The 25,396-nt window shown below is 43.8% G+C and carries 21 protein-coding genes, 1 other RNA gene and 1 pseudogene; 15 read left to right on the plus strand and 8 right to left on the minus strand.

The genetic code is table 11. From position 1 onward, the window contains the following. Positions 1 to 3: 3 nt before the first annotated feature. On the minus strand, positions 4 to 657 hold the full coding sequence (gene trmB / locus EHQ17_RS18735) for a tRNA (guanine(46)-N(7))-methyltransferase TrmB (protein ID WP_135593535.1): 654 nt from the start codon (positions 655 to 657) through the stop codon (positions 4 to 6). A 49-nt stretch (positions 658 to 706) separates the two neighbouring features. On the opposite strand from trmB, the gene EHQ17_RS18740 reads away from it, so the two are divergent. The 3 genes from EHQ17_RS18740 to EHQ17_RS18750 all read left to right on the plus strand — a co-directional run bounded on the left by EHQ17_RS18740 (position 707) and on the right by EHQ17_RS18750 (position 2,935). After that, entirely contained in the window at positions 707 to 1,645 is a 939-nt protein-coding gene (locus EHQ17_RS18740; RefSeq protein WP_135593533.1) for an MBL fold metallo-hydrolase, read from the plus strand. Between the two features lie 118 nt (positions 1,646 to 1,763). Beyond that, the gene (locus EHQ17_RS18745) at positions 1,764 to 2,117 is read left to right on the plus strand and encodes a PilZ domain-containing protein (protein ID WP_135593531.1); all 354 of its coding nucleotides are present in this window, start codon (positions 1,764 to 1,766) and stop codon (positions 2,115 to 2,117) included. Between the two features lie 116 nt (positions 2,118 to 2,233). Further along, positions 2,234 to 2,935: a hypothetical protein gene (locus tag EHQ17_RS18750; protein WP_135593529.1), complete on the plus strand. Its 702-nt coding sequence runs from the start codon at positions 2,234 to 2,236 to the stop codon at positions 2,933 to 2,935. Positions 2,936 to 2,944: 9 nt separating this feature from the next. Here the strand turns inward: EHQ17_RS18750 and yihA are convergent, their stop codons facing one another. The 3 genes and pseudogenes from yihA to EHQ17_RS18765 form a co-directional block, all read right to left on the minus strand. Continuing rightward, positions 2,945 to 3,610: a ribosome biogenesis GTP-binding protein YihA/YsxC gene (gene yihA / locus EHQ17_RS18755; protein WP_135593527.1), complete on the minus strand. Its 666-nt coding sequence runs from the start codon at positions 3,608 to 3,610 to the stop codon at positions 2,945 to 2,947. Further along, positions 3,607 to 4,911 (minus strand): annotated as a pseudogene (tilS, locus tag EHQ17_RS18760) (tRNA lysidine(34) synthetase TilS). The gene yihA and the pseudogene tilS overlap by 4 nt, the downstream one beginning before the upstream one ends. A gap of 20 nt (positions 4,912 to 4,931) precedes the next feature. Then, entirely contained in the window at positions 4,932 to 6,926 is a 1,995-nt protein-coding gene (locus EHQ17_RS18765; RefSeq protein WP_135593525.1) for a GAF domain-containing SpoIIE family protein phosphatase, read from the minus strand. A gap of 317 nt (positions 6,927 to 7,243) precedes the next feature. Here EHQ17_RS18765 and EHQ17_RS18770 point away from each other — a divergent pair, with 317 nt between their 5' ends. Together EHQ17_RS18770 and EHQ17_RS18775 are read left to right on the plus strand one after the other, a co-directional pair. Next, complete coding sequence (locus EHQ17_RS18770; RefSeq protein WP_167881202.1) at positions 7,244 to 9,286, plus strand: sigma-54-dependent Fis family transcriptional regulator; 2,043 nt, start codon at positions 7,244 to 7,246, stop codon at positions 9,284 to 9,286. A 178-nt stretch (positions 9,287 to 9,464) separates the two neighbouring features. Then, a complete protein-coding gene (locus tag EHQ17_RS18775) occupies positions 9,465 to 10,688 on the plus strand; it encodes a DUF3095 domain-containing protein (protein ID WP_135593521.1) in 1,224 nt (407 codons plus the stop codon). Here the strand turns inward: EHQ17_RS18775 and EHQ17_RS18780 are convergent. Both EHQ17_RS18780 and EHQ17_RS18785 read right to left on the minus strand, forming a co-directional pair. Further along, positions 10,677 to 11,075 (minus strand): SET domain-containing protein, encoded by a 399-nt coding sequence (locus EHQ17_RS18780; RefSeq protein ID WP_135593519.1) that lies wholly within the window; start codon positions 11,073 to 11,075, stop codon positions 10,677 to 10,679. The two genes, EHQ17_RS18775 and EHQ17_RS18780, sit on opposite strands and share 12 nt — an antisense overlap. Before the next feature lie 57 nt (positions 11,076 to 11,132). After that, positions 11,133 to 12,962: an ABC transporter ATP-binding protein gene (locus EHQ17_RS18785; protein ID WP_135593517.1), complete on the minus strand. Its 1,830-nt coding sequence runs from the start codon at positions 12,960 to 12,962 to the stop codon at positions 11,133 to 11,135. Positions 12,963 to 13,146: 184 nt separating this feature from the next. Between EHQ17_RS18785 and EHQ17_RS18790 the strand changes: the two genes are divergently transcribed. The 6 genes from EHQ17_RS18790 (at position 13,147) to EHQ17_RS18815 (ending at position 20,521) form a co-directional block, all read left to right on the plus strand. Further along, positions 13,147 to 13,761: an ACT domain-containing protein gene (locus EHQ17_RS18790; protein WP_135593515.1), complete on the plus strand. Its 615-nt coding sequence runs from the start codon at positions 13,147 to 13,149 to the stop codon at positions 13,759 to 13,761. 157 nt (positions 13,762 to 13,918) lie between these two features. Beyond that, on the plus strand, positions 13,919 to 15,391 hold the full coding sequence (locus EHQ17_RS18795; RefSeq protein ID WP_135593513.1) for an HD-GYP domain-containing protein: 1,473 nt from the start codon (positions 13,919 to 13,921) through the stop codon (positions 15,389 to 15,391). 294 nt (positions 15,392 to 15,685) lie between these two features. Further along, positions 15,686 to 17,167, plus strand: coding sequence for an HD-GYP domain-containing protein (locus EHQ17_RS18800; RefSeq protein ID WP_135593511.1), 1,482 nt, complete (start codon positions 15,686 to 15,688; stop codon positions 17,165 to 17,167). 68 nt (positions 17,168 to 17,235) lie between these two features. After that, a complete protein-coding gene (aroC, locus tag EHQ17_RS18805; protein ID WP_135593509.1) occupies positions 17,236 to 18,378 on the plus strand; it encodes a chorismate synthase in 1,143 nt (380 codons plus the stop codon). 168 nt (positions 18,379 to 18,546) lie between these two features. Beyond that, complete coding sequence (locus EHQ17_RS18810) at positions 18,547 to 20,007, plus strand: NADH-quinone oxidoreductase subunit G (RefSeq protein WP_135593507.1); 1,461 nt, start codon at positions 18,547 to 18,549, stop codon at positions 20,005 to 20,007. Then, the gene (locus tag EHQ17_RS18815) at positions 19,994 to 20,521 is read left to right on the plus strand and encodes a NuoI/complex I 23 kDa subunit family protein (protein WP_135593505.1); all 528 of its coding nucleotides are present in this window, start codon (positions 19,994 to 19,996) and stop codon (positions 20,519 to 20,521) included. The genes EHQ17_RS18810 and EHQ17_RS18815 overlap by 14 nt, the downstream gene beginning before the upstream one ends. A gap of 52 nt (positions 20,522 to 20,573) precedes the next feature. Here EHQ17_RS18815 and EHQ17_RS18820 read toward each other — a convergent pair whose 3' ends face one another. Further along, a complete protein-coding gene (locus tag EHQ17_RS18820) occupies positions 20,574 to 20,825 on the minus strand; it encodes a DUF433 domain-containing protein (protein WP_135593503.1) in 252 nt (83 codons plus the stop codon). A gap of 652 nt (positions 20,826 to 21,477) precedes the next feature. Here EHQ17_RS18820 and EHQ17_RS18825 point away from each other — a divergent pair. From EHQ17_RS18825 to EHQ17_RS18835, 3 genes are all read left to right on the plus strand, one after another. Next, positions 21,478 to 22,002, plus strand: a complete 525-nt coding sequence (locus EHQ17_RS18825; protein WP_135593501.1) for an RNA polymerase sigma factor — start codon at positions 21,478 to 21,480, stop codon at positions 22,000 to 22,002. An 8-nt stretch (positions 22,003 to 22,010) separates the two neighbouring features. Beyond that, entirely contained in the window at positions 22,011 to 23,393 is a 1,383-nt protein-coding gene (gene rsx, locus EHQ17_RS18830; RefSeq protein WP_135593499.1) for an LIMLP_03685 family anti-sigma factor, read from the plus strand. 84 nt (positions 23,394 to 23,477) lie between these two features. After that, entirely contained in the window at positions 23,478 to 24,341 is an 864-nt protein-coding gene (locus EHQ17_RS18835; protein WP_135593497.1) for a hypothetical protein, read from the plus strand. Between the two features lie 42 nt (positions 24,342 to 24,383). On the opposite strand, the gene EHQ17_RS18840 is transcribed toward EHQ17_RS18835, so the two are convergent. Then, on the minus strand, positions 24,384 to 24,605 hold the full coding sequence (locus EHQ17_RS18840) for a hypothetical protein (RefSeq protein ID WP_135593495.1): 222 nt from the start codon (positions 24,603 to 24,605) through the stop codon (positions 24,384 to 24,386). A gap of 229 nt (positions 24,606 to 24,834) precedes the next feature. Between EHQ17_RS18840 and ssrA the strand changes: the two genes are divergently transcribed. Next, positions 24,835 to 25,185, plus strand: a transfer-messenger RNA (tmRNA) gene (gene ssrA / locus EHQ17_RS18845). Positions 25,186 to 25,396 lie beyond the last annotated feature (211 nt).

Raw genomic sequence — 25,396 nt, forward strand, 5'->3', positions numbered from 1 at the left:
AGTTCACTTTTTTATCAGAATACGATCTATGTAATAGATCCTTTTTCCTTCTTCCCGTTTTTTTCTTTCGAAGTGAGAGACGGGAATTTCGGATCTTTCGAATTTAAGTTCGATCTCTTCGGGGCGGAAACGATCGTCGTCCCGAAAGATACGCAGCACACGTCTTGCGTACGGACCGTAATCGGTGGCGAAAGAGAATTTTCCTCCGATCGGTAACAAAGTCTTTAACGAATAGAGGAACTTCGGATTCATCGTTCTGTTTTTATGATGTCTTCGTTTGGGCCATGGATCGGGGAAGTTTAGAAGTATTTGAGAAAACACGTTCTCCGCAAATACGTCTTCTAAAAACCAATTGAAGTTAACGCAGAGAATTTTGACGTTTTTTAAGGAATGTCTTTCGATGCCGCGAAACGTATGCCGAATTCGGTCGAATTTTTTTTCCATTAGGACGAAACCGGTGTTCGGTTGTTTACGAGCCATTTCGATTGCGACTTCTCCCCAACCGGAACCGAGCTCTAAAAAATATGTCTCGAATTCTTTTGAGAATAAATTTTCTTTTTTCAGTTTCCTTGTAGGGCTGGCTTGTAAAAAATATTCAGAATCGAATGGAATCCCGCTTGCGATCGACCACAGTTTTTGCTCGAGATCTTGAGTCATGATTTATCGTCAGAGAATTTTACACATTTTGTTTGTCTAATATAATACAGTGAAAGTAAAACTATACGGTGTACGGGGATCTCTCCCCACCCCGCTGAGCGACTCGGAATATAGGGAAAAAATCCTCAAAATCCTGAAAGCTGCTCATTCCGAAATACAATTAAAGAACGGGGCGTTTTCGGAAGAGGAATTTTTGAACACTCTGGATCCTTCCTTGTCCCGGACCGTCGGCGGTAATACCACCTGCGTATATATCCAAGCCTCCTCCGGGGATCGTTATATCATAGACTGCGGTTCCGGAATTCGTCAGTTAGGAAACGACCTGATCGCGGAAGGATTAAAATCGGGGGATCGCATTCACATTCTCATCACGCATACGCATTGGGATCATATCCAAGGTTGGCCTTTTTTCAAACCCGCTTATTTTCCGGGAGTCGAAATCCATTTTTATTCCACCATCCCCAATCTTCAGGAACGGTTCGAAAGACAACAGAATGAGGAGAATTTTCCGCTTCCGCTTTCGGGAATGATGTCCCAAAAGACGTTCCATCTTTTGGAAAAAAACGAAAGCGAGGAAATCGGCTCCGTAACGATCACACCGTTTTTGCTCCGCCATCCCGGAAACTGTACAGGTTTTCGTTTTGAGGAAAAGGGAAAAAGTTTTCTTTTTTGCACCGACGTGGAGGTTCAGGAGCCGGATCTGGACGAATTTCATGACCTCAAAAAGACGTTCGGCAAAACCGACATGCTCATCATAGACGCGCAATACAGTTCCGAAGAAGCGGAAAAAAAAGTGGGCTGGGGTCATACGAGCGGAAGAGTCGCCGTTCGTTGTGGAGAAATTTTGGAAGTAGGTCGTTTGGTTTTAACCCATCACGAGCCGGATCATAAGGACGAAGAAATCCTGAGAATTTTTCAAAAAGAATCGGGAGCTACTTCGAGACTCGAGGTCCTTCTGGGACGAGAAAACGATTCCTTTTTACTCTAAACAAGATTCCTTTTTTCATCGTTTTAAAATTCTTAGAAAAGTTATTTTTTCCCGTTCTTGTTTTGTTCCGAAAATTTTTCTTTTCATTCCGCCGAATCGGGTTTATCCTGTATGCGCTATGCAAACTGAGATGGGAAAACAAAAAAAGAAGGATAGCGACTCCTCGGCGGACAAACGATTTTATAAAAGATTCCGTAAGAAGAATAATCTCGTAAAGATGGTTCTCGGCAAAAACGAGATTCTAGGGAATTTGGAAGATATCAGTATGATAGGCGCTTCGATCAGTTCCCGAGAGGAAATTCTTTTGGGTCAGCGAGTTAAATTTATGTCTCCGATTTTATCCGTTGAAATCGAAGCGGATGTGATTCGAAGAGATTTGGTCCAGGAAACGTATAAATACGGACTCGTATTTCATGATTTGTCCGATGCGGCAATCGTTGAAATTCTGAATAAGATCGCTTCGGCCGATTGAATCTTTTTTTGCTGTTCATTTATAAACCGAGAATTCTCCTTTTCTTTTTAAATTTTAGAAATATTTTATGTACCGGCCCTTAACTTGGGTTTTCCGAAGCCGACACTAGTAATAGAATGAGAATCGGCGGCGAAAATAGAATGCAACTCGGCATCCCTCGCGATGAGTCTTTGCATTATATTGGACACGGTCAACTGGAGAGCGCCCCGGCTTCCACTTCCGTGCTTCACGTGATTTCCCACGAGTTGGGACATGTGGCCGAGTTCCGCTCCGAGGCGATGCGGGATCGCGCTGAAATCCGTTCTTTGAATATGAAAATTCATTACGAGTTTAGAAACGGTAAACTCGTGGCCGTCGCAGGTGAGACCGAAGCAGTAACCGCGAAAAAAGAAGAACCTCATTCTAGAAACGTTATCGATTCTTCCTTACAAAAATCCGATTCCTCCTCTCGCGATGCGGATCAAACCTCTTCGGAGAAAGCGGAAAAAAATAAAAAAAACGAATCTTCCAAAACCGAATCCGAAGACAAGGAAAAACAAATTCTTTCCGAACTTCGCAGGATCGAATCCGAAATCCGAAGTTTCGAGAATTCGCCCGAAGAAAAAAGCGAAAGTTTCGATTCGATCCGCAAATCGGAACTCGAAGAGAAAAAACGTAAACTTGAAATGTCGCTCAATCAGGAAAAGCTAAAAGCCATTTTAGAAAAAACGTTAGACACCTTTCAGGAACTCACCGAAAAACAAACCGAAATGAGTTTAAAAATTTTGAATGTAGGCGAAGCCGATCAAATAGGAAGTATCGTGGACGTTCAAGTCTGATCTCAACGATCAGGAAATTTCCTCGATTCGTTGTTCCGCTCCTTCCGCCGCCGTTCCGAAAACTCCGATCATCGAATCCACGATCTTTCTCAGTTCGGGGAGTCCTTTGCCCGACTTATTGGACACGAGCACCGTTTCCAACATGGGATATAATTCGTGGATGTTCTTCATCTTTTTTCTAAGTTTGGAAAGATCGCTTTGATTGAGTTTGTCGATTTTCGTCCGTATCAAAACGGGTTTGATATTACGTTCGAAACAGGTTCCGATCAATTCCAATTCCTCTTCCGGTAAATCCCTTTGCGAATCGCAGACTAAAAACAAGGACTTAAGATCTTTTGCATGATTGAGATAATCCATCAAAAGTTCCATCATCGCTTCGTGATCCTTATGAGAATTTGCGGAATAACCGAAGCCGGGAAGATCGACGAGATAGATCGAACGATTTACGAAGAAGAAGTTGAGGAGTTTGGTTTTGCCGGGGGTGGCGGATACTTTTGCCAAGGATTTACGTTCTAAAATTGCATTGAGCAGCGAAGACTTGCCGGCGTTGGATCGACCCGCAAAAGCGATCTGCGGAATTCCCTTATTGGGAATTTTAGCGGCTTCGCCGTAAGACGCGGTAAACTCCACGTCCTTGAAGAATGGTTCATCCTTTTTCTGAGGATTATCGGTCATCTTCCAGGCTCCTGAAAATCAGGGTAGTATCTCGGTTTCTTTGTCAGCGACTAGATCCCCCAACTTAGGATCCCAAAGACTGAGACAAATCACATCAACTTTCCCTTCCCCGTAAAGTATGGGTAGCATTTTTCTAACCGGAACCGGAATCTCTTTTTGTCTCAGAATTTCGGAAATTTCTAAACTCATCCCGTTTTTGCGGATTTTGGCTCCTTCCGGACAAAGATCGGGAACGAAGCCGGGGGGGATCTTTTTTTGATGTCCGTTCCATTTCAACGTCATTTGTCTCGGTTCGAATCTGTATTTCTGAAACGCCGGAGAATTTTTCGGAATAAGATATAGATCCGAGGAAGCGGATTTCCAAAACCAAACTTCCTTGTTTTCGATTCCGAAAGATCGATTTCGCATTAAACAATCCGAAAGATCCTGGAAAAAATTCCTTGTAATCGGATGTAATCCGAGAGAACGAAGGTATCGATCTATGAAAAATTTTCTTTCTCGAACGGAAAGGTCGTTTAACAACCATACGCTGATTTTTAGATACGAAGGCGTTTTGAGAGGGCCGTCGGTTTTTTCCGTAAGGATTTTTTCGGAAGGACGATCCGGTCTGTGGAAATTCTTGTAAATCCGATCGGGGTCGGCGCCTTCGTGTAACAAAAGTGGAACGATATGATTGCGGATTCTGTTTCTTAAATATTCGTCGCTTCGATTCGATTCGTCATCGAACACGGGCCAGAATTCGGTTTGAAACACGGTTTTGATTTCGTCCTTAGTAAACGCAAACAAGGGACGAAACCGATTTTTTTCATACCAACCTAAGGTCCGTAACGAATTCCATCCTCCTCCCCGGATGAGATTTAAAAGGATCGTTTCAAGATAATCGTCCGAATGATGTCCGGTTACGATATAACCTTCGTATCGTTTTGCGATCGTTTCCAGATCTTTATAACGAAAGGCTCTTCCGGTTTCTTCGAGGGTTTTTCCTAATTTTCTGGATAAGGCAGGAACGTTTTTTTTTTAAAAGCCCTCGGAAAAGGAAACGTCGTTTCCGCATATTCTAGAATTTCACGTTCCTGTTCCAGATTGAATCGGATCGAATGATCCAAATGATAGATACACGGCACGGGAATTTTTTTTTCGATCCATAGCCAAAAGTAAAAATGAAGTAATAAACTGGAATCCTTACCGCCGGAATATGAAATTACCGCGGGTCGGCTCAGGATCATGTCTTGAAACGGAAGAATTCTCCGCCAGGCGGTTTCGAAAATTTTTCCGGTGTTTTCCGAGATTTTATCTCTCATACGATTTCGTTTATGCACGTTTAAACGATCCTGCGGATCGCTGCAAGAGTAATATCGTCCATCTGCTCCCGATTCCCCGTAAATTTACGGATTTCGGAAACGATCTCATCCAACATCGTCTGCAAAGGAAGATTCTGTAATCTTAGAATCGTACGTTTAAAACGTTCGATTTCGAATTGAATTCCTTCCTGATCGGCCGCCTCTAAGGCTCCGTCGGTACACATGATCAACAGATCTCCCGGTAACATTCTGAACTGGTTTATATTTTCGAATCTGGATATGTCGGCGTCGATACCCAATATGATTCCGCCGGTGGTTATCTCTTCGATTTCGCCCGACCTCGCTCGGTAAAGATAAAGATTTCCTTGTCCGGCTCCGCTGAAAGTAAATTCGTTTTTGCTCATATCCCATCGAATTACGGTCATCGACATAAAACGAGGGGATGCCGAATCGTTGTAGTTTTGGAATATGTACGTGTTCACGGTGTTGACGATATCCCAAGGACTCACCTTTTTTCTTACGAGGGAATGTATGATCGTGCGGACCGTCGCCATTACGATTCCGGCGGGAACTCCTTTTCCGCTTACGTCTCCGATGCAGATCACCGTTTCGGTGTTAAACGGATCCGTTATAAAATCGTAATAATCGCCTCCTACACCTCGCGCCGGCAACATGGTTCCCGCGAATTCGTATCCTTTGTGTTCCGGCATCTTTCTGGGAAGCAGGGATTTTTGCAGTTCTTTGGCGATTTCTATCTCTTTGTCCAATCTTTCCTTCTGTGCGCGCTCGTCGAAAAGATGATAATTCTGGATCGAAATTCCAGCTTGGATCGAAAACGCATTCAAAACTTCTAATTCTTCGGAATTGAATTGGCGGTCTTTCCGTTTTCCGAGTATGATCACTACATCGGATTTGTCCGTATGAACGACGGGAAGAATCGCAAGATTCAAACCCCACATTCCGAATTTCTCCAATTCGGGAAAATCGGCGGAGTGTGCGAGTTTGGATTCCTTCAGTTCGAAAATCTCCTTTAAAAAGAATTCATAACGTTTTAAGGGGATGGACAACTCCCCCGGAATTCGCTCGGATTCTTTTTTAGGATTTTTTCTTTTTAATTCCTGACTTCCCGATTCCTCCTGCGTCGTTTGAATGCGGATTTTAAACGTGGACTGTTTTCCCATGTCGATATCGAGACGGATTTCGGGACTTGTGATGTTTCCCGTTAAAAAATGTCCGAACAACGTATGATTGTCTTTGTTCCATTCGAATAGGGAATACAGTTCGTTTTCGGAAAATTCGGTTAAGGAAAGAAGAATAACGCGGAAAATTTCGACCTTATACTTAAAACCCAACGAAGAAAGCCGAAGTGCCGCGGAATGAAGAGAACGGAAATTTCTGGATTGTGTCTGCGATACTTCGAAAAGGATTCTGTTTTTTAACGTTACGGCGAATTGAGCGGCGATCAATTCCAAAAAATATCTGTCGTTCTCCGCTTTTTCGGGATCGTCCCGGTTGTAGTCCACGGTGATGATTCCCAAAACTTCTCCGTTGAGATGGATGGGCACGGCGAGAGCGGCCACGGTCCGGTTGAGTCTTGCGTATTGTCTGAAATGTTTGTGCTTTTGATCCGCAAACTTGTAATAAATCGATCTACAGTTTTCGATACATTCCGTCAAAGGTCCGTTATCTTCGCCTTTTTTGATTTCGAAATGTAAAGCGACTTTGGAAAGGGAAGACTTTTGATTTTTTACGGACATTACGGTCATACGATCCAGTCGAGGTTCGTAGATCAATACGCTCACTCCGGGAATCCCCAATTTATAGAATGCAAGAGAAGTGAAACTTTCCAGAAGGTGAACGAGATTCGGACTGGTATTGAACAAGGAGAGGAATTCGAGCAGAACTTCGTTGCTAAAACGGGCGTCGCTCGGAGGTTGAAGACGAGGGTTTTTCCGTTTTTCTAAAATCCACTCGCGGCCACAAGATCTGCAAAAGAATCGACCGTTTCTAAACATTCCATCCGGAGTTTTCCGTTCTGAACAAAATGTACAGACCATCCGCGTAATCGTATCAGGAATCCGATCCGTTCTGATACAAATTATTTACCGAACTTCTGAAAAAGTCGTCTCGGGTGGAAACAAAGTCCTTCACTCCGCTAAATTTTACACCGAAAGACTCATTTTTTCGTCGAAAGCCTGAAAAAAGCGCTCTAAATTTAAGCGCGATGAAAAAAATCGATTGACCTCAAAAACACCAAATCGCAAAAATTTTAAGCATGTCAGGATATGTGAAGCCAAGCCCCTTAAGATCTATACAAGAAGTTGCCACAGCTATGAATTCCACCCTGGATCCGGATAAACTTTTGGATCTGATTTTGGAGCGTTGTATTCAGATTTGCGAGGTGGGTTCCGGCTCTTTGATGTTGATCAACGAGAAGGAAAACGTTCTCGATATCGTGACATTCCGAGGGATGAATCCTTCCATTCGAACCAAAGTTAAATTAAAGGTCGGTGAAGGAATCACTGGAATCGTCGCGGCTTCCGGCGAAGGAATGATCGTTAGCGACGTGACCGCCAATCCACATTACATTTCCATAAAGGACGATATCATGTCCGAACTCGCGGTCCCGATGATCGTGGAGGACGTGGTGATCGGGGTGATTTCCCTCGACTCGAGCCGGAAAGAAGCGTTCAACGACGAACACTTAGAAATCATTTCCACTCTGGCCAATCAAGCGGCTCAGATTTTCAAGAACCTTCAGATATTCAGACAACTCGAACAAAAAAACAAAATTCAACAGGTCTTGATCGATATTTCGAGAACGGTAACGTCCACTTTGATCCTTCAGGAAATTTTCGAGGACATCATGGATCGATTGGAAAAATCCCTCAACTTGGAACGGGGAAGTATCGTTCTCTTCGAACCGGATAAAGGAATCTTAAAATTGGAAGCCGCCTCCGGTTTGACAGCCGAGGAAATGGAGAAGGGAGTTTATCTTCCCGGGGAAGGCGTAACCGGAAAGGTTTTCGAAACCGGCGAACCGATCATCGTGGAATCGATCGCCAACGACGAAAACTTTTTGAATCGTGTCGGAAACGCCGCCCACTTTAAGAACAATCCGGAGAACGTCAGTTTTCTCGCGGCTCCGATCAAATCGGATACGGACGTTCTCGGAGTGGTAAGCGTTTATTTCGTTCATAAAAAATACATCGATCTGAAAACTTATTTAGATTTTTTGCAAGTAGTCGCTTCGATCATTTATCAGGCGATTCGGATCCAGAAATTGATCGACGAGGAAAAACGGGAGATTTCCAGAGAGAACGTTCTTCTCAAACGCGAACTGAAGAATAAATATAAGTTCGGTTCTTTGATCGGAAAATCGAAGGCGATGGAGAAGTTGTTCGAAATGATACATCTCGTTTCCGATTCCAGAGCCTCCGTTTTGATCACGGGAGAATCCGGAACCGGTAAGGAAATGATCGCTTCCGCGATCCACTACAACTCCTCGCGCGCGGACAAACCGTTCATTAAAATCAATTGCGCCGCTATTCCGGAGAATCTCCTCGAAAGCGAATTGTTCGGTCATAAAAAAGGATCCTTTACCGGCGCGGTCGCGGATAAAAAAGGAAAATTCGAAATGGCGGATACGGGAACGATTTTTCTGGACGAAATCGGAGAAATGGATCTCAACCTTCAATCCAAACTTTTACGCGTGCTTCAGGAAAAGGAAATCGAAGCCGTAGGTTCCGTTAAACCGAAGAAGATCGACGTTCGTATCATCGCAGCGACGAATGCGAATCTCGAAGAATTGATTTCGGAGAAAAAATTCAGACCGGACCTTTTTTACAGATTGAACGTCGTAAACATGATCACACCGCCGTTGCGCGAAAGAGCGGACGATATTCCTTTATTAATCAACCACTTCATCGCCAAATACGCGGAAGAGAACGGTAAAAAAATCAACGGTGTTACGCGCGAAGCGCATAAACTTTTGATGAATTATAATTGGCCCGGAAACGTGCGCGAATTGGAGAACGTAATCGAACGTGCAGTGGTTTTATCGCAAATGGAAATGTTGGACATTCAGGATTTTTCCGAAATCAACGGACGTCTTCTTTACGGAGACGAGGAATTCGACCCGGAAACCGGAGAATCCGATTCTTCCGTGGAAATCGCGAATTCCCGGTTTTCCTCCTCGCATTTGGACGCTTTGGACGGACGCGCCATCGAAGTGGTCGTAGGCGAAGTCGAGGCGCGCTTGATCAAATACGCGATGAAAAAATTCAAATACACGAAAACTAGGGTCGCCAAATTTCTCGGAATCAATCGCAACACATTGGATAAGAAAATCAAGGATCTCAAGATCGATTATTGATTTTCCGGATTTTGGAAACAAAAAAGAACGTAAAAAAAATCCGGCTCGGTCTAAGAATATGATTTCCGAAACGCGTTTCCGGAAAATTCGAAATCCTTCCGGAACGTCGATACGGTTCTACGTTTGAAATCCGGCGACGTAGAATTTTGACAAATATAACTTCGATTAGGTGAACGAGATGATTCAAACCCAGGATAAAAAACAATCCTTGAATACCCAAAATTTTTATAAATATCTGCCGTCGCTTTCCTCGTTCGCTGAAATCATCGAACCTTCGAATTACTATACGGTTCCGGACGACTGGAATTTGGTCATCACTGACGTGGTCAATTCCACGGATGCGATACAGAACGGAAATTATAAGGACGTGAATATCGCCGGAGGAATTACGGCTATGGCGGTTTCCAATCTCATGGGCGATATGGATTATCCGTTTTTGTTCGGTGGAGACGGCATGACGTTACTCTTACCGGACAGCGTTCTTCCCGGTGTTACGGATATCTTGTTTTCGATTCGGGAACTGGTGAAGACGAATTTCGGTTTAAAACTAAGAGCGGGGATCGTGAACGTCGGCGAGTTAAAACGCTCCGGTAAAGAATTAAAACTTTGTAAACTAAAGATCTCCGATTTTTATAACCAGGCCATTCTTACCGGAAACGCTTTGGACGTCGCGGAAGCCTTCGTAAAACGGGACGATACCAATAATCCTTATATCGTTCCTTTGACGCATAAGACCACGATCAAACCGGATTTCACCGGATTCACTTGTCGTTGGCAGGATATTCCGAGTCATCGCGGTGAAACCGTTTCCTTCATCATCAAAACGAACGATAGAAACGGCGATTCCGATCCCGGTCTTTTAAAATTGATTCTCGATCAGGTCGCCGTTCTCCTTGGAAACGACGTCGATATTCATCCCCTTAAAGAGGAAGGAATTCGCGTGGATATGTCCGGAAAATATTTCGATAAAGAAGCAACGGTTCATAGCGGCAGCGGAAACGGTTTCGTTCATTTTTTTCGGATGTTAAAGATCAAAATCGAAGGTTTCTTAGTCGATCTGGCCATTAAAACACAATGGAGTTTCGGTCCTAAGGTAAACGGGATGGAGTTGCGGGAACTTAGAAAATCGCAGATCATCGCTTCGGATTTCCGAAAATACGACGGCACCTTGAAGATGGTGGTGGCTTGCGATTCGAAATCCAGAGCAGCGTTTTTGGGGTTTTTAAACCGACTTTACGAGGAAGGAAAAATCTTTTTCGGTTATCATATTTCCGACCGTGCGTTGATGACTTGCGCCTTGCACGAAGGATCGGTTCGAGAGGTTCACTTCGTCGATTCGGCTGACGGCGGTTATGCGCTTGCTGCCGTTCGACTCAAAGAGCAGATGCGATCAGGAAACTGATCCGAGTTTTATCTTCCAGTTTTCGTCGAAAAGTTTGTAATTGCAGGTTAGTTCTTCCCCCATCGCGATGTTTCTCGTCGCGCTGTCTCGACCCATAGGATTCGTGTCGTCTCCCGTAAAATCCTCTTTCGTATTGGGATCGTCGCTGTGGTTCATAAACTTCGAGTTGTCGGAGCAGTAATACCATTTCCCGTCGGTTTGATACGAATAAGTCCGGAACATTTCCCGAATTCCTTGGGGAAGCGCGTTCATTTCCTCGTTTGTGATTACCCAAACCGTTTTAGGATGATATTTCCAAATCAACTCTCCCTTACGGATATCTCTTCCTGCGAAAACGCCGAAACCGCCGATCTTGGAATCGGAAATATAAGTGGGTACGAGCAACATTTGGATGAATGGAATTCGGCGGGTCAATAAATTGCAAGTAAGAAACGTTTCTTATCTTTAAAGAACCATCGCTTGTTGTCCCGGTTCCGGAACCGAAAAACGATCCAGCTTGCCGTTTCTCATCTGAAAAACCTGATCGGCTTCCCGTATGGTAGAAAGTCTATGAGTGACCGATATTACGGTCCTTCCTTCGCGTAAGAGGGAAAGGGTTTTCATGATCCTCGCCTCCGTCACCGGATCCAAAGAGGAAGTGGCTTCGTCCAAAAGTAGGATTTGCGGATTGCGTAAAAAGGCGCGCGCGATCGCGATCCTTTGTCTTTCGCCTCCGGAGAGTTTGGTCCCTCTGTCGCCCGCGTTCGTTTCGTAACCCATCGGTAAGGACAAAATCATTTCATGAATTTCGGCGCGTTTGGCAGCTTCGATCACTTCCTCGAGAGTAGCGCTCGGTTTTCCGATCCGTATGTTTTCGAATATGGTGGTGTTAAACAGAAAGGTTTCCTGAAAGACTACTCCGACCAACGAACGCACGGAACTTCTCGACAACGAATTGACGTCCGTTCCGTCGAAAAGAATTCTTCCTTCGTTCGGTTGAACCATTCCGAGAAGAAGTTTGATAAAAGTACTTTTGCCCACTCCGGATGCTCCAACGATAGCAGTATAACTGCCTTTGGGAATCGTAAGAGTGATGTCGCTCAGATTTTTGGACCTTCCCTTGTATCGAAAATGAACGTTCTCGAAATGGACGGCTTCCTTGAGTTCGGAAATAGAATTTTCCTCCGGGCCCGTTTCGAACACAGGAGCTCGCAATAATTCTAATATACGTTTTGCGGAACCGCTAGCGTGATTCAAAGTCGGAAGATACTGCGAAAGATACAAAAGCGAATAACTCAGATTCAAAAACGGGGGAAGAAACGCGGCCAATGTTCCGATGCTCAACGTATTATGATATGCGAATGCCGTTCCCACCAAAAGTAGAACTCCTTGAAGCAACAGAATTCCAGATCCCGCCGAACGTTCGAGATACGAGTTGGTCAATCCGAGACGCATGGAAACTTGAAAGAGTTTCTCGCAGTTGTTCTTAAAACGACTGAAAAAATAATCGCTCAGGTCGTAGGCGCGGATCAAATTTTGTGCGGCGACGGATTCTTCGACCATGCTGAGTATTTGAGCTTCCTCTAATTTTCTGGCGTAACTGATTTCGGTGGATTTTTTGGATAAAAATCCAGGACCTAAAAAACTGATGGGCCAAATCAACAACGCGATCAAGGCGAGCTTCCAATCCAAAAGAAAAAGAAGCATCGTTCCGAAAAGCGCCTCCAGCAACGGACCCAAACCCCAAGGGATAAAGGCGAGTAACGCGTGTTCCAGAGCAGATAAGTCGTTGAAAAAACGGGAAAGAATGTCTCCGATCTTATTGTTGGAAAAAAAATCCAAACTCAATTTATCTAGATGTTCGTACATCTGCAGACGAAGATCCTGAATGATTCTGGAAGAAGCCCAGTTGTAAAGATAGTCGCGTACGGTTCCTAAAACCGTAAAGGTGACGGTTCCGACCGCGAGGTACGCCCCGATCCAATAAAGGGCGGATTGATTCCGATTGATCAGGGCTTCGTCGATCAGATATTTGAAACTGAAGGGAATACTCGCATAAAAGCCGATCTCGAAACAGAGAAGCCCGATGATTACGAAAATTCTGCCCTTGTATTTTTTTACGAAACGAAAAAGGCCGAAGATCAATAGTCCCGGGCCCCCTTCGTTTTCGGAAGTGGCCATTTCTTTTTTCGGAACGGAAATTTTCCTTTTTTTTCCGTATCCTTTTTCCGTTTCCAAAGGAAGCGGTTCGGTTTTTCGGATCAGTTCCGAGATGTACTCGAAGGGACGTTTCATAAGATTATCGGAAAGAGAATGCCTTTCTATTTTCGGCAAATATCTTTCATTTCCACTATACTTTGACTGTTTTTCCCCGAAATTACGAAGCAAGAATTTTTCATTCGATAAGAGACAGAATTCATCCGTAAAAGACTCGTTTTTTTAGAAACGTGCTAGTATCTTTGTTACGCAGGCGGAAGAGATGATTCAGTTTCACTATAAGGAAAACGACGGGCTTTACACGGTTACTTTAAAAACTTCGGAAACCGCACCCGGGACGCTGCATAAAATGGTGAAAGCGATGTTTTTTATGGGATGGGAAATCGTATCCGGAGACATCGAGACGATCGAGGAAAAAGGGCAACTTTTCAGTTACGACGTTTTCACTTTGAAATCGGATGAAACAGATTCCAAAATTAAGGCATCCAAACTCGGCATTCTTATGACTTCGGTTTTTACCGAGGATTCCGCCTTGGAAGAACTGATCCATCATTCGAGCGAGATCGATCTTAGAAATACGCATCATCTCAGTAACGATTCCAAATTGGAATTCGAAGATATAGAGTCCGGTTCCAAGACTAAATTGTATTTGGAAGCGCCGGACCGAAAAGGTCTTCTTTATTTCATAACGGGCGTGTTGAAGGAAAACGGGGTGAACATTCATTCCGCGAAAATTCGAACCGACCGAAGCGGAAATCGCGCGCAGGATACGTTCGTGCTCACCGATTCCAAGGGAACGGGATTCGCCGGCTCTTCGTTGGAGGACAGAATCAGCAGGAATATTCTCGAAGTAAGTTTGAATTCCTCTTGGAAGTAGAGGGTTTATTATTTTTTTCGTCTACTTTTGAAAATATTCGGTGCAAACGGCTCCCCTTCGCTTTTATTGGATCAAAATGGAATTCCGAAAACTGTTTCTTTTAACGTTAGGTGACCTTTCGGTTTTCGATTAATTTCCCCCTTATCGATTAGTTTTCATGGACGCGCAGAAAGACTTACAGAAGTTCGATTTCACAGAGGAAATCATCCAACACTTTAAAGTGAATAGCATCATTCCCGTGGACTTCTACAATCGTAACGGGCAGATTCTCATTCATAAAAAAGAAAACGCCAACGGAGAGGATATCACTAAACTTCTCAAGTTTGAAAGTCAGGGGATTTACTTTCTTAAATCGGAATTCGAAAAAATTTCCGGCGGCAAACAACAAGGGAACGGTGCCAATACCGTCAACGGGCGCGAAGTAAGTTTTACGAAACTGGTCAATTCCGAATTAACCGTTGACCTTGCCAGAAACGCTTCCTCCTTTTTAACCGAACTCAAAAAATTTCCGTTGAACGGCACGCAGGTCCGGCAGCTCAACAAATCGATAGACGGCATTTTGGAGGATTTTCGTTCCACGCCCGATATGGAAACCGGTCTGGTCAACATCATCGAGGTGATGAGCAGCGCAGGTGTTCCTATGGATTCGGAGATATTGACCAAACGAACCGTAATCTCCATGGCTATGAAAGTGAGAGCCGGAAAAGCGTTCACCAAAACGGACATGGAACAGAAAAAAATCGATCAGATGAATCTGATGATGTCCTCCTACCTCGCCGATATCGGTTATACGCAGATGAAAATTCCGATGCAGAAGGATCTGAAAACGGAAGAGTTCGAATATATCAAAAATCATCCTCTAATCAGTTATCTGATGGTAGCTAATCTTTCCGATTTGGAAGATAATATCAAAACCTTGGTCCTGAATCACCACCGTCCTCATAAAGGGGAAGGGATGAACAACAATTATCCTCAGCCGAAAATCCTGGTTCAGAAGCTGAATCAATATAAGGAAAAATACAAAGACGATCCGAAGCGTACTGTTCTTGTGGCGGATATCCAAAAGCAGATCCGTAATATCCTCACCAACAATCTTCCGGTCGAGGATATCGGCGTGATATCGATCGCCGGAGAATTCGCTTCCCTGACCACTAGACAAGAATGGCGCGACGCCTACGAACCTCTTGTTGCGATGAAGTTGATCTTAAATAACAGTTTTTTTGCATATAATGAAAAGACGCTTCGAGATTTTTACGATCACATTGGTTTGTCTCTCTGCAACAACCAACCTTTTATTCGGGAAGGCGATTTCGTTGTGGTAGTAACCCAGGATTCCAATCAAAAAGTTTTTTTCGAAGTTTGTATCATACGGGAAATGTACAAAACGTTGATCCGACCTATGTTGGAGCGAGTGGGAACGATACGTCCGAATTTCAGTAATATGGGTAAACTGAGGATTTCAGGTTTCGATCTGGCTTCTTTCAAATTGGATCGAAGAAAGGCGATTTTTAATCTCGAAAAAAACCAAGATCCACGCAGGATTATCTACGTTTTGGATCCGGAACTGGACGCGCGATTTTACGAAGAGTTGATCAAACAAACCGGCGAAGTTCCGAAAGAACCCGCTTAACTCACTTGCAAAATCGCCTTTTTCCCACTCGGATTCATTCTTTGCGAATCTAACTGCGGAAGTTTCCTTTTAACGTTGTGCGCGCTTGGCCCCAATGGGAACGTTTTCCATGTTCCATTACCGAGTCGAACTTTTATGGAATGACACAAAAATTTCGGGGATCTGACATTCTTCTAAATAATTTTTTTCCATTCTTTTCGTCCCTTGATTAAGAAAAGATTGCAAAAAGGTTCCGTTGTACGGAATTCTTTTCCGAGTAAAGATTTACACCAACTTATAAGAAGAATTGAAAATATGAGCAATAACTCACATTCTGTCAACAAAGAGCTCCTCGAAAAATTCGAATTCAATTCTGAAGTCATTAAAAGTTTTATTTTACAGAATGAAATTCCAATAGATTTTTATAACAAGAATGGACAAATTCTTATTCATAAAAAATCCGACGCCTCGGAGGAGGATGTTACCCGTCTTCAGAAATTCGAAAGTCAGGGTATTTATTTTTTAATCTCGGATAAAGATAAGTTCATCCAACCTAAAAAACCCGACTCGGTGAACGGAAGGGAAGTTTCCTTTACAAAACTCGTAAACACCGATCTTACGATCGCTCTCGCGCGGGAAGCCTCCGATCTTTTGGAGGAATTGAAACATTATCCGTTAAACAATAATCATATTAGAAAAGTACAAAAGGGAATCGACGAGATACTCGTCGATTTTAAGTCGAGTTCGGATATGGAGCTAGGTTTGGTGAACGTCATCGAAGTGATGAGACAAGCCGGGGTAAAAACCGATTCGGAAATCATGACCAAACGGACCGTCATTTCCATGGCCATGAAACTCAGAGGTATGAAGGCTCTGAGTAAGGCGGACAACGAAGTTCAAAAAGCCAAACAACTGAACGTTATGCTCGCTTCCTATATGGTCGATATCGGAAAGGCTAGGATGAAACTTCCCAATCACTCCAATCTTCGTCCCGAAGAATACGAGTACATCAAAAATCATCCGATCATAAGTTATCTTATGATCGGAAATCTGAACGGTATCGATTCGGACGTCAAATCCGCCGTTTTAAACAGTCATCGTACTTTCCGCGGGGAAGGATTGAACAACAATTATCCTACCACGAACATGCTCATCCGTAAGTTGACCGAGTATCTTCAGAAATACAAGGACGATCGAACCAAGTCGATTCTTTTGGAGGATATCCAAAAACAAATCCATCATTTGGTTAACAGCACTTATATGGACGAGGATCCGGGTATTATTTCGATCGCGGGTGAATTCGCCTCGCTTAGCTCCGATCAGGATTGGAGACAGGCTTACGACGCGGTCACTTCGATGAAGTTGATCCTAAATAACAGTTTTTTCTCATATAACGAAAAGATCGTCCGAGACTTTTTCGATCTGATGGCGCTCAGTCTTTGCGAAAACAGAAGCGTTCTCAATGCAGGCGATTATATCATCGTGGTTTCCATGGATTCCCAAAGAAAAGTCCACTTTGAAACCTGCGTCATCAAGGAAATTTACAGACATCAGACCAGACCGCTTCTGGAAAGGATCGGAACGATTCGCCCCGTGATCACCAATAAGGGAAAAATAAAGATAGAAGGATACGATCCGCATTCTTTCCGTCACGATAAAAGAAAGGCGGTCTTTAATCTGAACAACAGCTTGGATCCGCGCAGGGTCATTTACGTGATCGATCCGGAATTGGAGCCGAACCTTTTCGAAAAAGTCGATCAGAGTTATCGGGGAAGCGCTCCTCGCTCCGTCGCCTGATTCAAACCGAGCTTCCTCGTCCAAGAAACTGGCTTTATTCCTAAGGTTGATCCGATTTTTCTGGCATTATGCCTTCTAGTTGGGGAAAAATATTCAAAGTCAGTACGTTCGGCGAATCTCACGGCGAATCCGTGGGTGTGGTCGTGGAAGGAGTTCCCGCAGGAATTCCGATTCGATTGGAGGAGATCCAAAAGGACCTCGATCGTAGAAGACCCGGACAAAGCAATCTTACCACTCCTCGGGATGAAACGGATCGGGTCCGCGTCGTTTCGGGGGTTTTCGAAGGAAAGACGATCGGTTCTCCGATTACTCTCATCGTAGATAATCAGAATACGATTTCCAAAGATTACGAAAATTTAAAGACCACCTTTCGACCTTCGCACGCGGATTACACTTACCAAGTCAAATACGGATTTCGTGCACACGTCGGAGGAGGTAGGTCTTCGGTTCGGGAAACGATCGGTCGTGTTGCGGCTGCGGCGATCGCAAGGATGATTCTCAAAGACGACCTCGGAATCGAAACCGTAGCATGGGTCGATTCCATCGGGAGAATCGAATCCGGAATCGGTGAAAATTATCCCAAGTCCCGCGACGAAGTCGATCGTAACGAAGTCCGTTGTCCGAATTCCGACGGAGCGGAGAAAATGCGCGCTTTGATTCTTCAAATGAAAGAAGCCGGAGACAGCGTCGGAGGAACGATCAAATGCGTTTCGTACAATCTTCCTCCCGGATTGGGCGATCCCGTGTACGATAAACTGGACGGGGATCTTGCGAAAGCGATCCTTTCCATTCCTGCCTGCAAAGGCTTCGAAGTGGGATCCGGTTTCGGCGGGACACTTCTTACCGGAAGCACGCATAACGATGAATTTTATGTGGAAGAGAATACGGGAAGGGTTCGCACGAAAACGAACAACTCCGGCGGTCTACAAGGCGGAATTTCGAACGGAGAAGAATTGGTCGTTCGCGCCGCGTTCAAACCGACTTCGACGATTTTTAAAAAGCAGAATACAGTTACTCTCAAAGGCGAAGAAACCACTCTCGAAGCAAAGGGAAGACACGATCCTTGCGTGCTTCCTCGTGCGGTGCCGATTGTCGAAGCCGTGGTCAATCTCGTACTCGTGGACGCATATTTGTATCAACGGGCGATCAATCCCCTTTGGTTTCAAAAGTGGGCGAGAATTCCGGATTATTACAAAGACTTGAATCTTTAAGAATCAGTCTCAAAAAGAACAAAACGATTCCGGTAGAATTCTCCGCGTTACCGTTCGGAAACAACGGACAATATTCGAACTTTTTGGAAACGGGTTGCCAGAATGGGAATGGTACGTTTCTATAGAATTGCTTCCCGGTAATCGGGACCTATTCAAAAGGATGATTCCATGGTAAAAATCAAAATCGACGGAATCGAGTATGAGGTGGACGAAAAGAAAAACCTCATATCCGCCGCAAAAGACGTCGGAGTAGACATCCCTTTTTTTTGTTATCACCCTAAACTTTCCATCGTGGGCATGTGCAGAATGTGCCTCATCGAAATCGAAGGAGTTCCCCGGCTTCAGGCGGCTTGTAACACCAAGGTCGCGGAAGGTCTTTCCATATTCACGAAAAACGATCGTATCAAGGAAGCCCGGGAAGGTACGATGGAATTTCTACTCGCCAACCATCCTTTGGATTGTCCCGTCTGCGACAAAGCCGGCGAATGCCAACTTCAGGACAACGCTTTCAACGAAGGAAAGGGAAAATCCAGATTTACATTAGAAAAACGGAATGTTCCTCAGGAAGAAATAGGTTCCAATCTCATCATCAACCACAACCGTTGTATCGTTTGTTATCGTTGTGTCCGTTTCGAGGAAGAGATCGTGGGAGAATCCAACCTCGGTCTTTTTGAACGCGGATATCATTCCATCATCGGTTTAGCGAAGAACGAACCGATTCGTCATAATTTTCAAGGTGCGTTGGCGGATCTTTGTCCTACAGGCGCCTTGTTGAACAACAAAACGCTTTTTAAATCCAGGGTTTGGTGGTATAAAACCGCGGAATCTATCTGTCACGGATGTAGCACCGGATGTAACATTACTACCAACGTTCGAGACAACAAAATGTATCGTTATATGCCCCGCGTTGACGAGGAAAAGGATATGTATTTTCTCTGCGACAAAGGACGTTTCGATATCGATTGGCTGAACGAAAACCGTTTGTTTTCCTACTACACATCGGGAAAACCTTCCGAAAGCGCCGTCGTATTTCCCGCGATCGCGGAAAAAATCCTAAGTTCCAAAAAAATCGCTGTATTGGGCGGTGCGAGCGAATCCACGGAAAACCTACAATCCATCGTCCAAACCGTTGCGAGTTTCGGAAAAACGGTTATTCTGGAAGCCAGGGTTCATGCGTCACAAATGCAGGAACCGCAGCAGAAGGACTTTTTGATGACAACCGATCACCGACCGAATACGAAAGGCGCCATCGAAGTCGGGATGATTTCCGCGGAAGGCCCCGATTCGCTCCGCAAAGCCATCGCCTCCGGAGAAATCGATTTAGTGTTCGTGATTCAGGAAAATCTCAAAGAAATTCTTCCGTCGATTCCGGCGGAAGTCGTTACGGTCGTTCTGAATACAAATCTCACTTCCGACGTTTTGGAATCGAACTACGGGGTTCCGATCCAGACGTTTGCGGAGCAGTCCGGTTCTTTCACCAATAAAAACGGTTTGAGTCAAACGTTTCAAAAGGCGATGGAACCTCCGAAAGGATTACTTTCTTCCGGAAGCGTTTTCCAGAAACTCGCCGAATTTAGGAAAGAACTTCTTTCCTCACCGAAGGAGGTAAGCTCAGTTGGGAACCGTTAACGTAGTCCGAGTTGCAAGTCGTCATAAACTTTCGTGGTATGAAAAGTTTTATTTTTATTCCGTCGGAAAAGGTCTTTGGATCACCTTAAAACATTTTATCAAAGCCGCGTTTTTAAGAAGAGCGGTTACGATCGAATTTCCCGAAAAGAAAAGAAAGTATTCCACTCGGTTTCGCGGAATGCATACGATGAAACGCGACGAACAAGGAAGAGAACGTTGTACGAGTTGTTTTTGTTGTATGTGGATTTGTCCCGCCGATGCGATTTATATCGAAGCGGGAGAAGTCACCCCGGAAAGACAACACCTTCATCCGGAGGATAAATATGCGCGTACGTTCGAAATTAATTTGTTACGTTGTATTTTTTGCGGATTGTGTGAAGAAGCCTGTCCCAAGGGAGCGATTTATCTGGACGGTCCCGCCGAGATGGCGACGGATAACCGGGAAGATTTGATTCTTACGAAAGAAAGAATGATGCAGAAGGTGGGCGGTCCGATCATCGGAGAGAGAAATTGATCTCTCCGATGACAATTACGATTTGGAAGATTGATTGAAAGTGATTCGGGTTTTAGCTTACCTTTTGCGAAAGGTATTGGTTGTTCAATCTGGCTTTTACCAATTGTGATTCCAAGTAGGATACGGTTTCGTCGATATCTTCGTTAGAAATTCCAGGATATTCTCTCAAAATTCCTTTTCTAGACATCCCCGCCAAGAGCAGATCCAAAATTTCCAGAACCCGAACCCCGGTTCCTTTGATAAAAGGTTTTCCACCCATATAACCGGGGATAATTTCTATCGCAGCAAACTTGTTGTTACTCATACTTCGAATAACAGGTCGTTTCCAGGAATTTGTAACGGATTTGTTTTTTTTCGAACGGGATCGTTCCGAATATTTTGTATACTAAACTAATTCTGAATTCATAAGAGAACTACGTCTCTTTTCTTTTTCGAAATCGACTCCGTTTTTGTTCCGAAAAAGGAAACTTTTTCGGTTCGCATTCGATCTTTCTAACTAACCCGAATTGGAAGAAGAACTCGTACTTGTCCCGGTGGGGCAGGTGGGAACTAACACGGTGCAGACGCCCAGCAGGAGGATCGGATCTCCTTTGCAGAAATCTTCCCAGGGTTTGTCGGAGCTGATTTCATTGAAGATACAGTATTTGAAAATTTTTTCGTAGCATTCGTTTGATTTTTTGTCTTTTTCCGCGCAGGTTTCGGTTGTAGAAGATTTGAAATCGGAAGCTGCACAATGAAAAACGAATAAAATCAAAAAAAAATGGCATTTTACGGGGAAATGCCATTTTTCAGGTTTTTTTATAGAACTCGAAGGAACGGTTTCAGAATACGATAAAAAGGTCATTTTTGACGGCGAATTCCTTTTGAGGACGATGAAACGAATTTCTTTTTATGCTTTTAGAATCGCAAATTGTCCCAAACACTGCTAAAACTTAGGGTCTTAAACATTATTTCCGATGGTTGAATCCGATTCTACAGATTTTTCAATATTATACGAGGAAAACCACCGGACTATCTACCATTTTCTTCTCAAAATTTCCGGTGATCCCGAAGTTGCAGAGGATCTAACACAGGAAGCCTTTCTGAAGGTCTTTACTTTTTATTCGAAGTTTGATCCCGAAAGAGGATCGTTTACTACTTGGGCTTGTTCGATTGCAAAAAACCTTTATTTCAAACATTATAATAAGCAGAAAAAGGAGTTCGGAAATCTTAGCATAGGCGATTCCCATTTGGAAATTGAAGTAAATCCCGAAATTCCGGAAAATCTGGAAAGAGCTTTTTTAGAAAAAGCGATAAAAGATTCGATTCAGAGTCTCCCCGAGCCCGAAAAAAGTATAATATTACTGAAAGAACTAGAGAGAAAAACTCTCAAAGAGACAGCCTCTGCGTTGGGTATTTCCGAACGCACCGTAAGTAGGAGATTGATTTCCGCAGTCGCACTTTTAAAAGAAAAAATGGAGAGTCAAGGACTTCAGTTTTAATATCTACGATGAATATAGAAGTAGAGAACATAGAACGTTTTGAAGAACTTCTCGGAAGGTATCTATTCAAAGAATTGAATACCTCGGAAAAGAAGGAACTTATGGACTTTGTCTTTAAAAACGATAAAGCCCGCTCCCTCTATTTATCCACGACTCGTTTTCATTCTTCGTTAGAATTCGTTCTCACTCCTTCCGACGACGTAGTGAATTCTCCGGTAAAAAAAAATGACTCGGAAAAAGTCGTAACTTTTAAAAACACCAGTAAGTCTTCCTCTTTCCGGATCGTTTCGGCTTTGGCCGCCGCGGCGATTTTGTTGATCACGGGTTTGCTGTTTTGGCTTGATTATCGTTCTAAATCGGAATCCGTTTTGGACCAAGCCTTCCTCAATTCTTACGGTGATTGTAAAATCGACGGAGCTCCCGTTTCAACGGGTGCGAGCGTTCTCGATAAGAAGTTGAATTCGGGAAGTTTTTCCGTTTGTGAATTTCAATTCGAAGGAAGCAAAAGCGTTTCCGTCCGCGTTTTACCGGACTCACAGGTTTCCCTATCGGGTACGCGAAAGAATTCCGCGATCAACGTGAAACAAGGATCGGTGTTGATCGATTCGATTTCGAAGGAATCGAAAGACCCCGAGGAAGTCGGCGTATTTTCCGTTTTATCTCCGGACGTAAAGGCTCGTCTTTTGGGAACCAAGATTCAATATTCGAGAATCGTCAGCGAATCGTATTCCCAATTGGATTTGGAGATTTTGGAAGGTTCCGTAGAAATGGAAACGGGTCCGTATGTGGCTTTCGAAAAGATCGCAAATTCTCTCACAAACGAGGAACGCGCGGTTTTTCAATTGGAATTTCCTGCCTTATTCAAAAGTAGTAAAGTGGTTATGAATCACGGACAAGCCCTCTCTTGGAAGGGAATTTCTGAGGCAGGCCTTTCCAAAATCGAATCTTTGGGCAAGGTCATTTTAGAGGCGAAATCGAAAGGAATCGCCTTACATGAGGATTTTTTTTCCTCCCTAGCACCCGATTTAAAAACGATCAAGGAAGAACGTAACTTTTCGATCGAAAAGGATCTTGATAAAAAAATAAGGAATTTATTACCTACAGAAGAGAAGGAACTCGAAGAGAAATTCAAGTCGATGGTTCGTTTTCCTCCTTCGGATTTAAAGGAAGTGGAAAAACTGAAATCCTTGGTTTCAAAACTCGATAATACTCCGTTGATTGAAATTTTGAAGGATAGAAATCAACCGGATATGGAACGCGTGATCTATTTTAAGGACGGTTCCAAGGTGAAAGGTTTTGTTTATCAGCACGAAAATTTCTATATCCTTTTAAAAGCGGACGGAAATCTTTTATTTCCTGTGGAAGCGGTAGATTCCATAGAATTCGAATAGTTTAGAATTTTACGGTCTGCGCGTGCGTGCGGCGGCCTGCGGGCTTTTTCACCGAGTTTCCCATTCGAATGAGTCCTATTGAAAATGAAACCAACATCTCTTTTTTTCAGGGTTTTTAAATCGCACATACTCGATCGCGGTTCCGTTTCGTTTTTTAGAACCTTGTTTTTGGCGTTTTCGATTTGCGGATTTTCCGGATTAAAAGCCGATACGGTAATTCTCCGTTCCGGAACGGAATACAAAAACGTTAAGACGATTCTCGGAAAATCCAGCGTTAAAATAGATACGGAATCCGGCTCTTCGTTTCAAGTTCCTATTTCTTCGATCAAGTCGATCAAATCCCAGCCCGTGAAATGGAGCGCTTCTCCCTCCAACGCCGTGAGCGCATCGGAAACGGAGACGAATCCCGAACCCTTAAAAAATTCCGAGCTAATGAGGCTCACTTTTCTGGGAGCGCTTCCGAGTTTGATCCCGGGTTGGTCCAATCTTTATATAAACGGACATCCGCTTCTCGGTTCCCTTTTTTCGATCGCGGAAATTTATCTCGTCAGTCTCGTGAGCGTTTACGCGAAACCGACGGTGACTTTCTACGAAGAATCCGGAAATATAGCTTTAGCATATTATAATTTATTTCCAAACGGCCTTTCACAAAATCCTTCCTTTGCGGCCATACTTGTGGTGGAACAGCAGGCTTCTTTGGTTAAGGATCCGATGAGCGGCGGTTATACGACTCACTCAAAACTTCAGGAAAGTAGGGAAAGGGCGATCAGCGGTTTGATCGGAGTTTTGTTTTTGGATTTTTCGCTCACGCAGATTCTTTCCTATTCCTCGAAAACCAAGCCGCAGACGGCGAAAGAGAGCGGGGATTTCGATATTCGTTTCGGAGGAGGTAAGTCCAGGACGGACGGAGAACTCGAATCTAAATTTTCTTTGAATTTCTATTTTTAAAACCCGCTTTTGCAAGCGGGTGGAATCTTGTTCGATTTACAATTAGGCTTCTACGGAACTTCTTCCCAATTTGCCGAGGAAATAGAGGATAACGCCGCCTACGATCAAACCGCCGCGGATTGCCCATCCGGTGGAAACTCCCCAGTTGTCCACCCACATAAGAATTTTCAGATTGTAATTAAAGAAACTAAGAGCCGAAGAAACGATTCCCGCAAAGGACAGAAACGCCCCGAACGAAGAAATCTTATCTTTTATTTGATCCATAGAGTAAAGCACCTCTCGCGCTGAATTATTACCAAGTTAACAGCCGAATTTTTTTTTTTTTCGTCCTTTTCGAGTTCTCTGCAGATTTGATACGAAAAATCGAGTTTCGTTTGTTGCAGATGTTTCAACTTTTACGAGATTCCGCGGAGCTAACGTCGGAAATCTTCCGAATTTAAAAAACTTGCAGAAAACGGTTTTTCGCAAAACTTTGACAGTCTAATCCACAACAGGGGACGAAATTGGTTTCGACTGTTGTTGTCAGGGATCATGTGGCGTGTAGAGGTTGTAGGCTCCTCTCAAAACCTTCAAACAATAACCGCTAATAACGAATTAGCTTTAGCAGCTTAATCTCTGCTACGAAGTCTCGGTTCTTTCTCTCGAGTTCCGAACGCTTTGACACTTACCGAGAGGCGGCTTTTTCGGTTTTCGGTTCCCGAAAAAGACTGTAAACGAGCCGGATAGAAAAGAGAGTCCTGTCTGAGGGTTAAACTCTTTTCGAACACTTTATACACAGACTACACACGTAGAGGCTGATCTGGGGCGCAATAGGACGCGGGTTCGAACCCCGCCGTCTCCAGGATTGTTTTACTGTTCCATGTACGGTCCGAAGGTTTTTTAAAAAAGATTCCTTTTTTCTGAATCTTCTCCAATCAGGAATTTATATTCAAACCGATCCGATCTTTCCCAAGTCAGAAATTATAAAAAGTAAGTGTTTTTGTAAAAGAAGGACGCATGCGTTTTTTCGTAATTCGTTGAATCGCTTTCGCAAAAGGAAAGATCGGTTTTCGATT

The organism is Leptospira gomenensis, assembly GCF_004770155.1.
Taxonomy (GTDB): domain Bacteria; phylum Spirochaetota; class Leptospiria; order Leptospirales; family Leptospiraceae; genus Leptospira; species Leptospira gomenensis.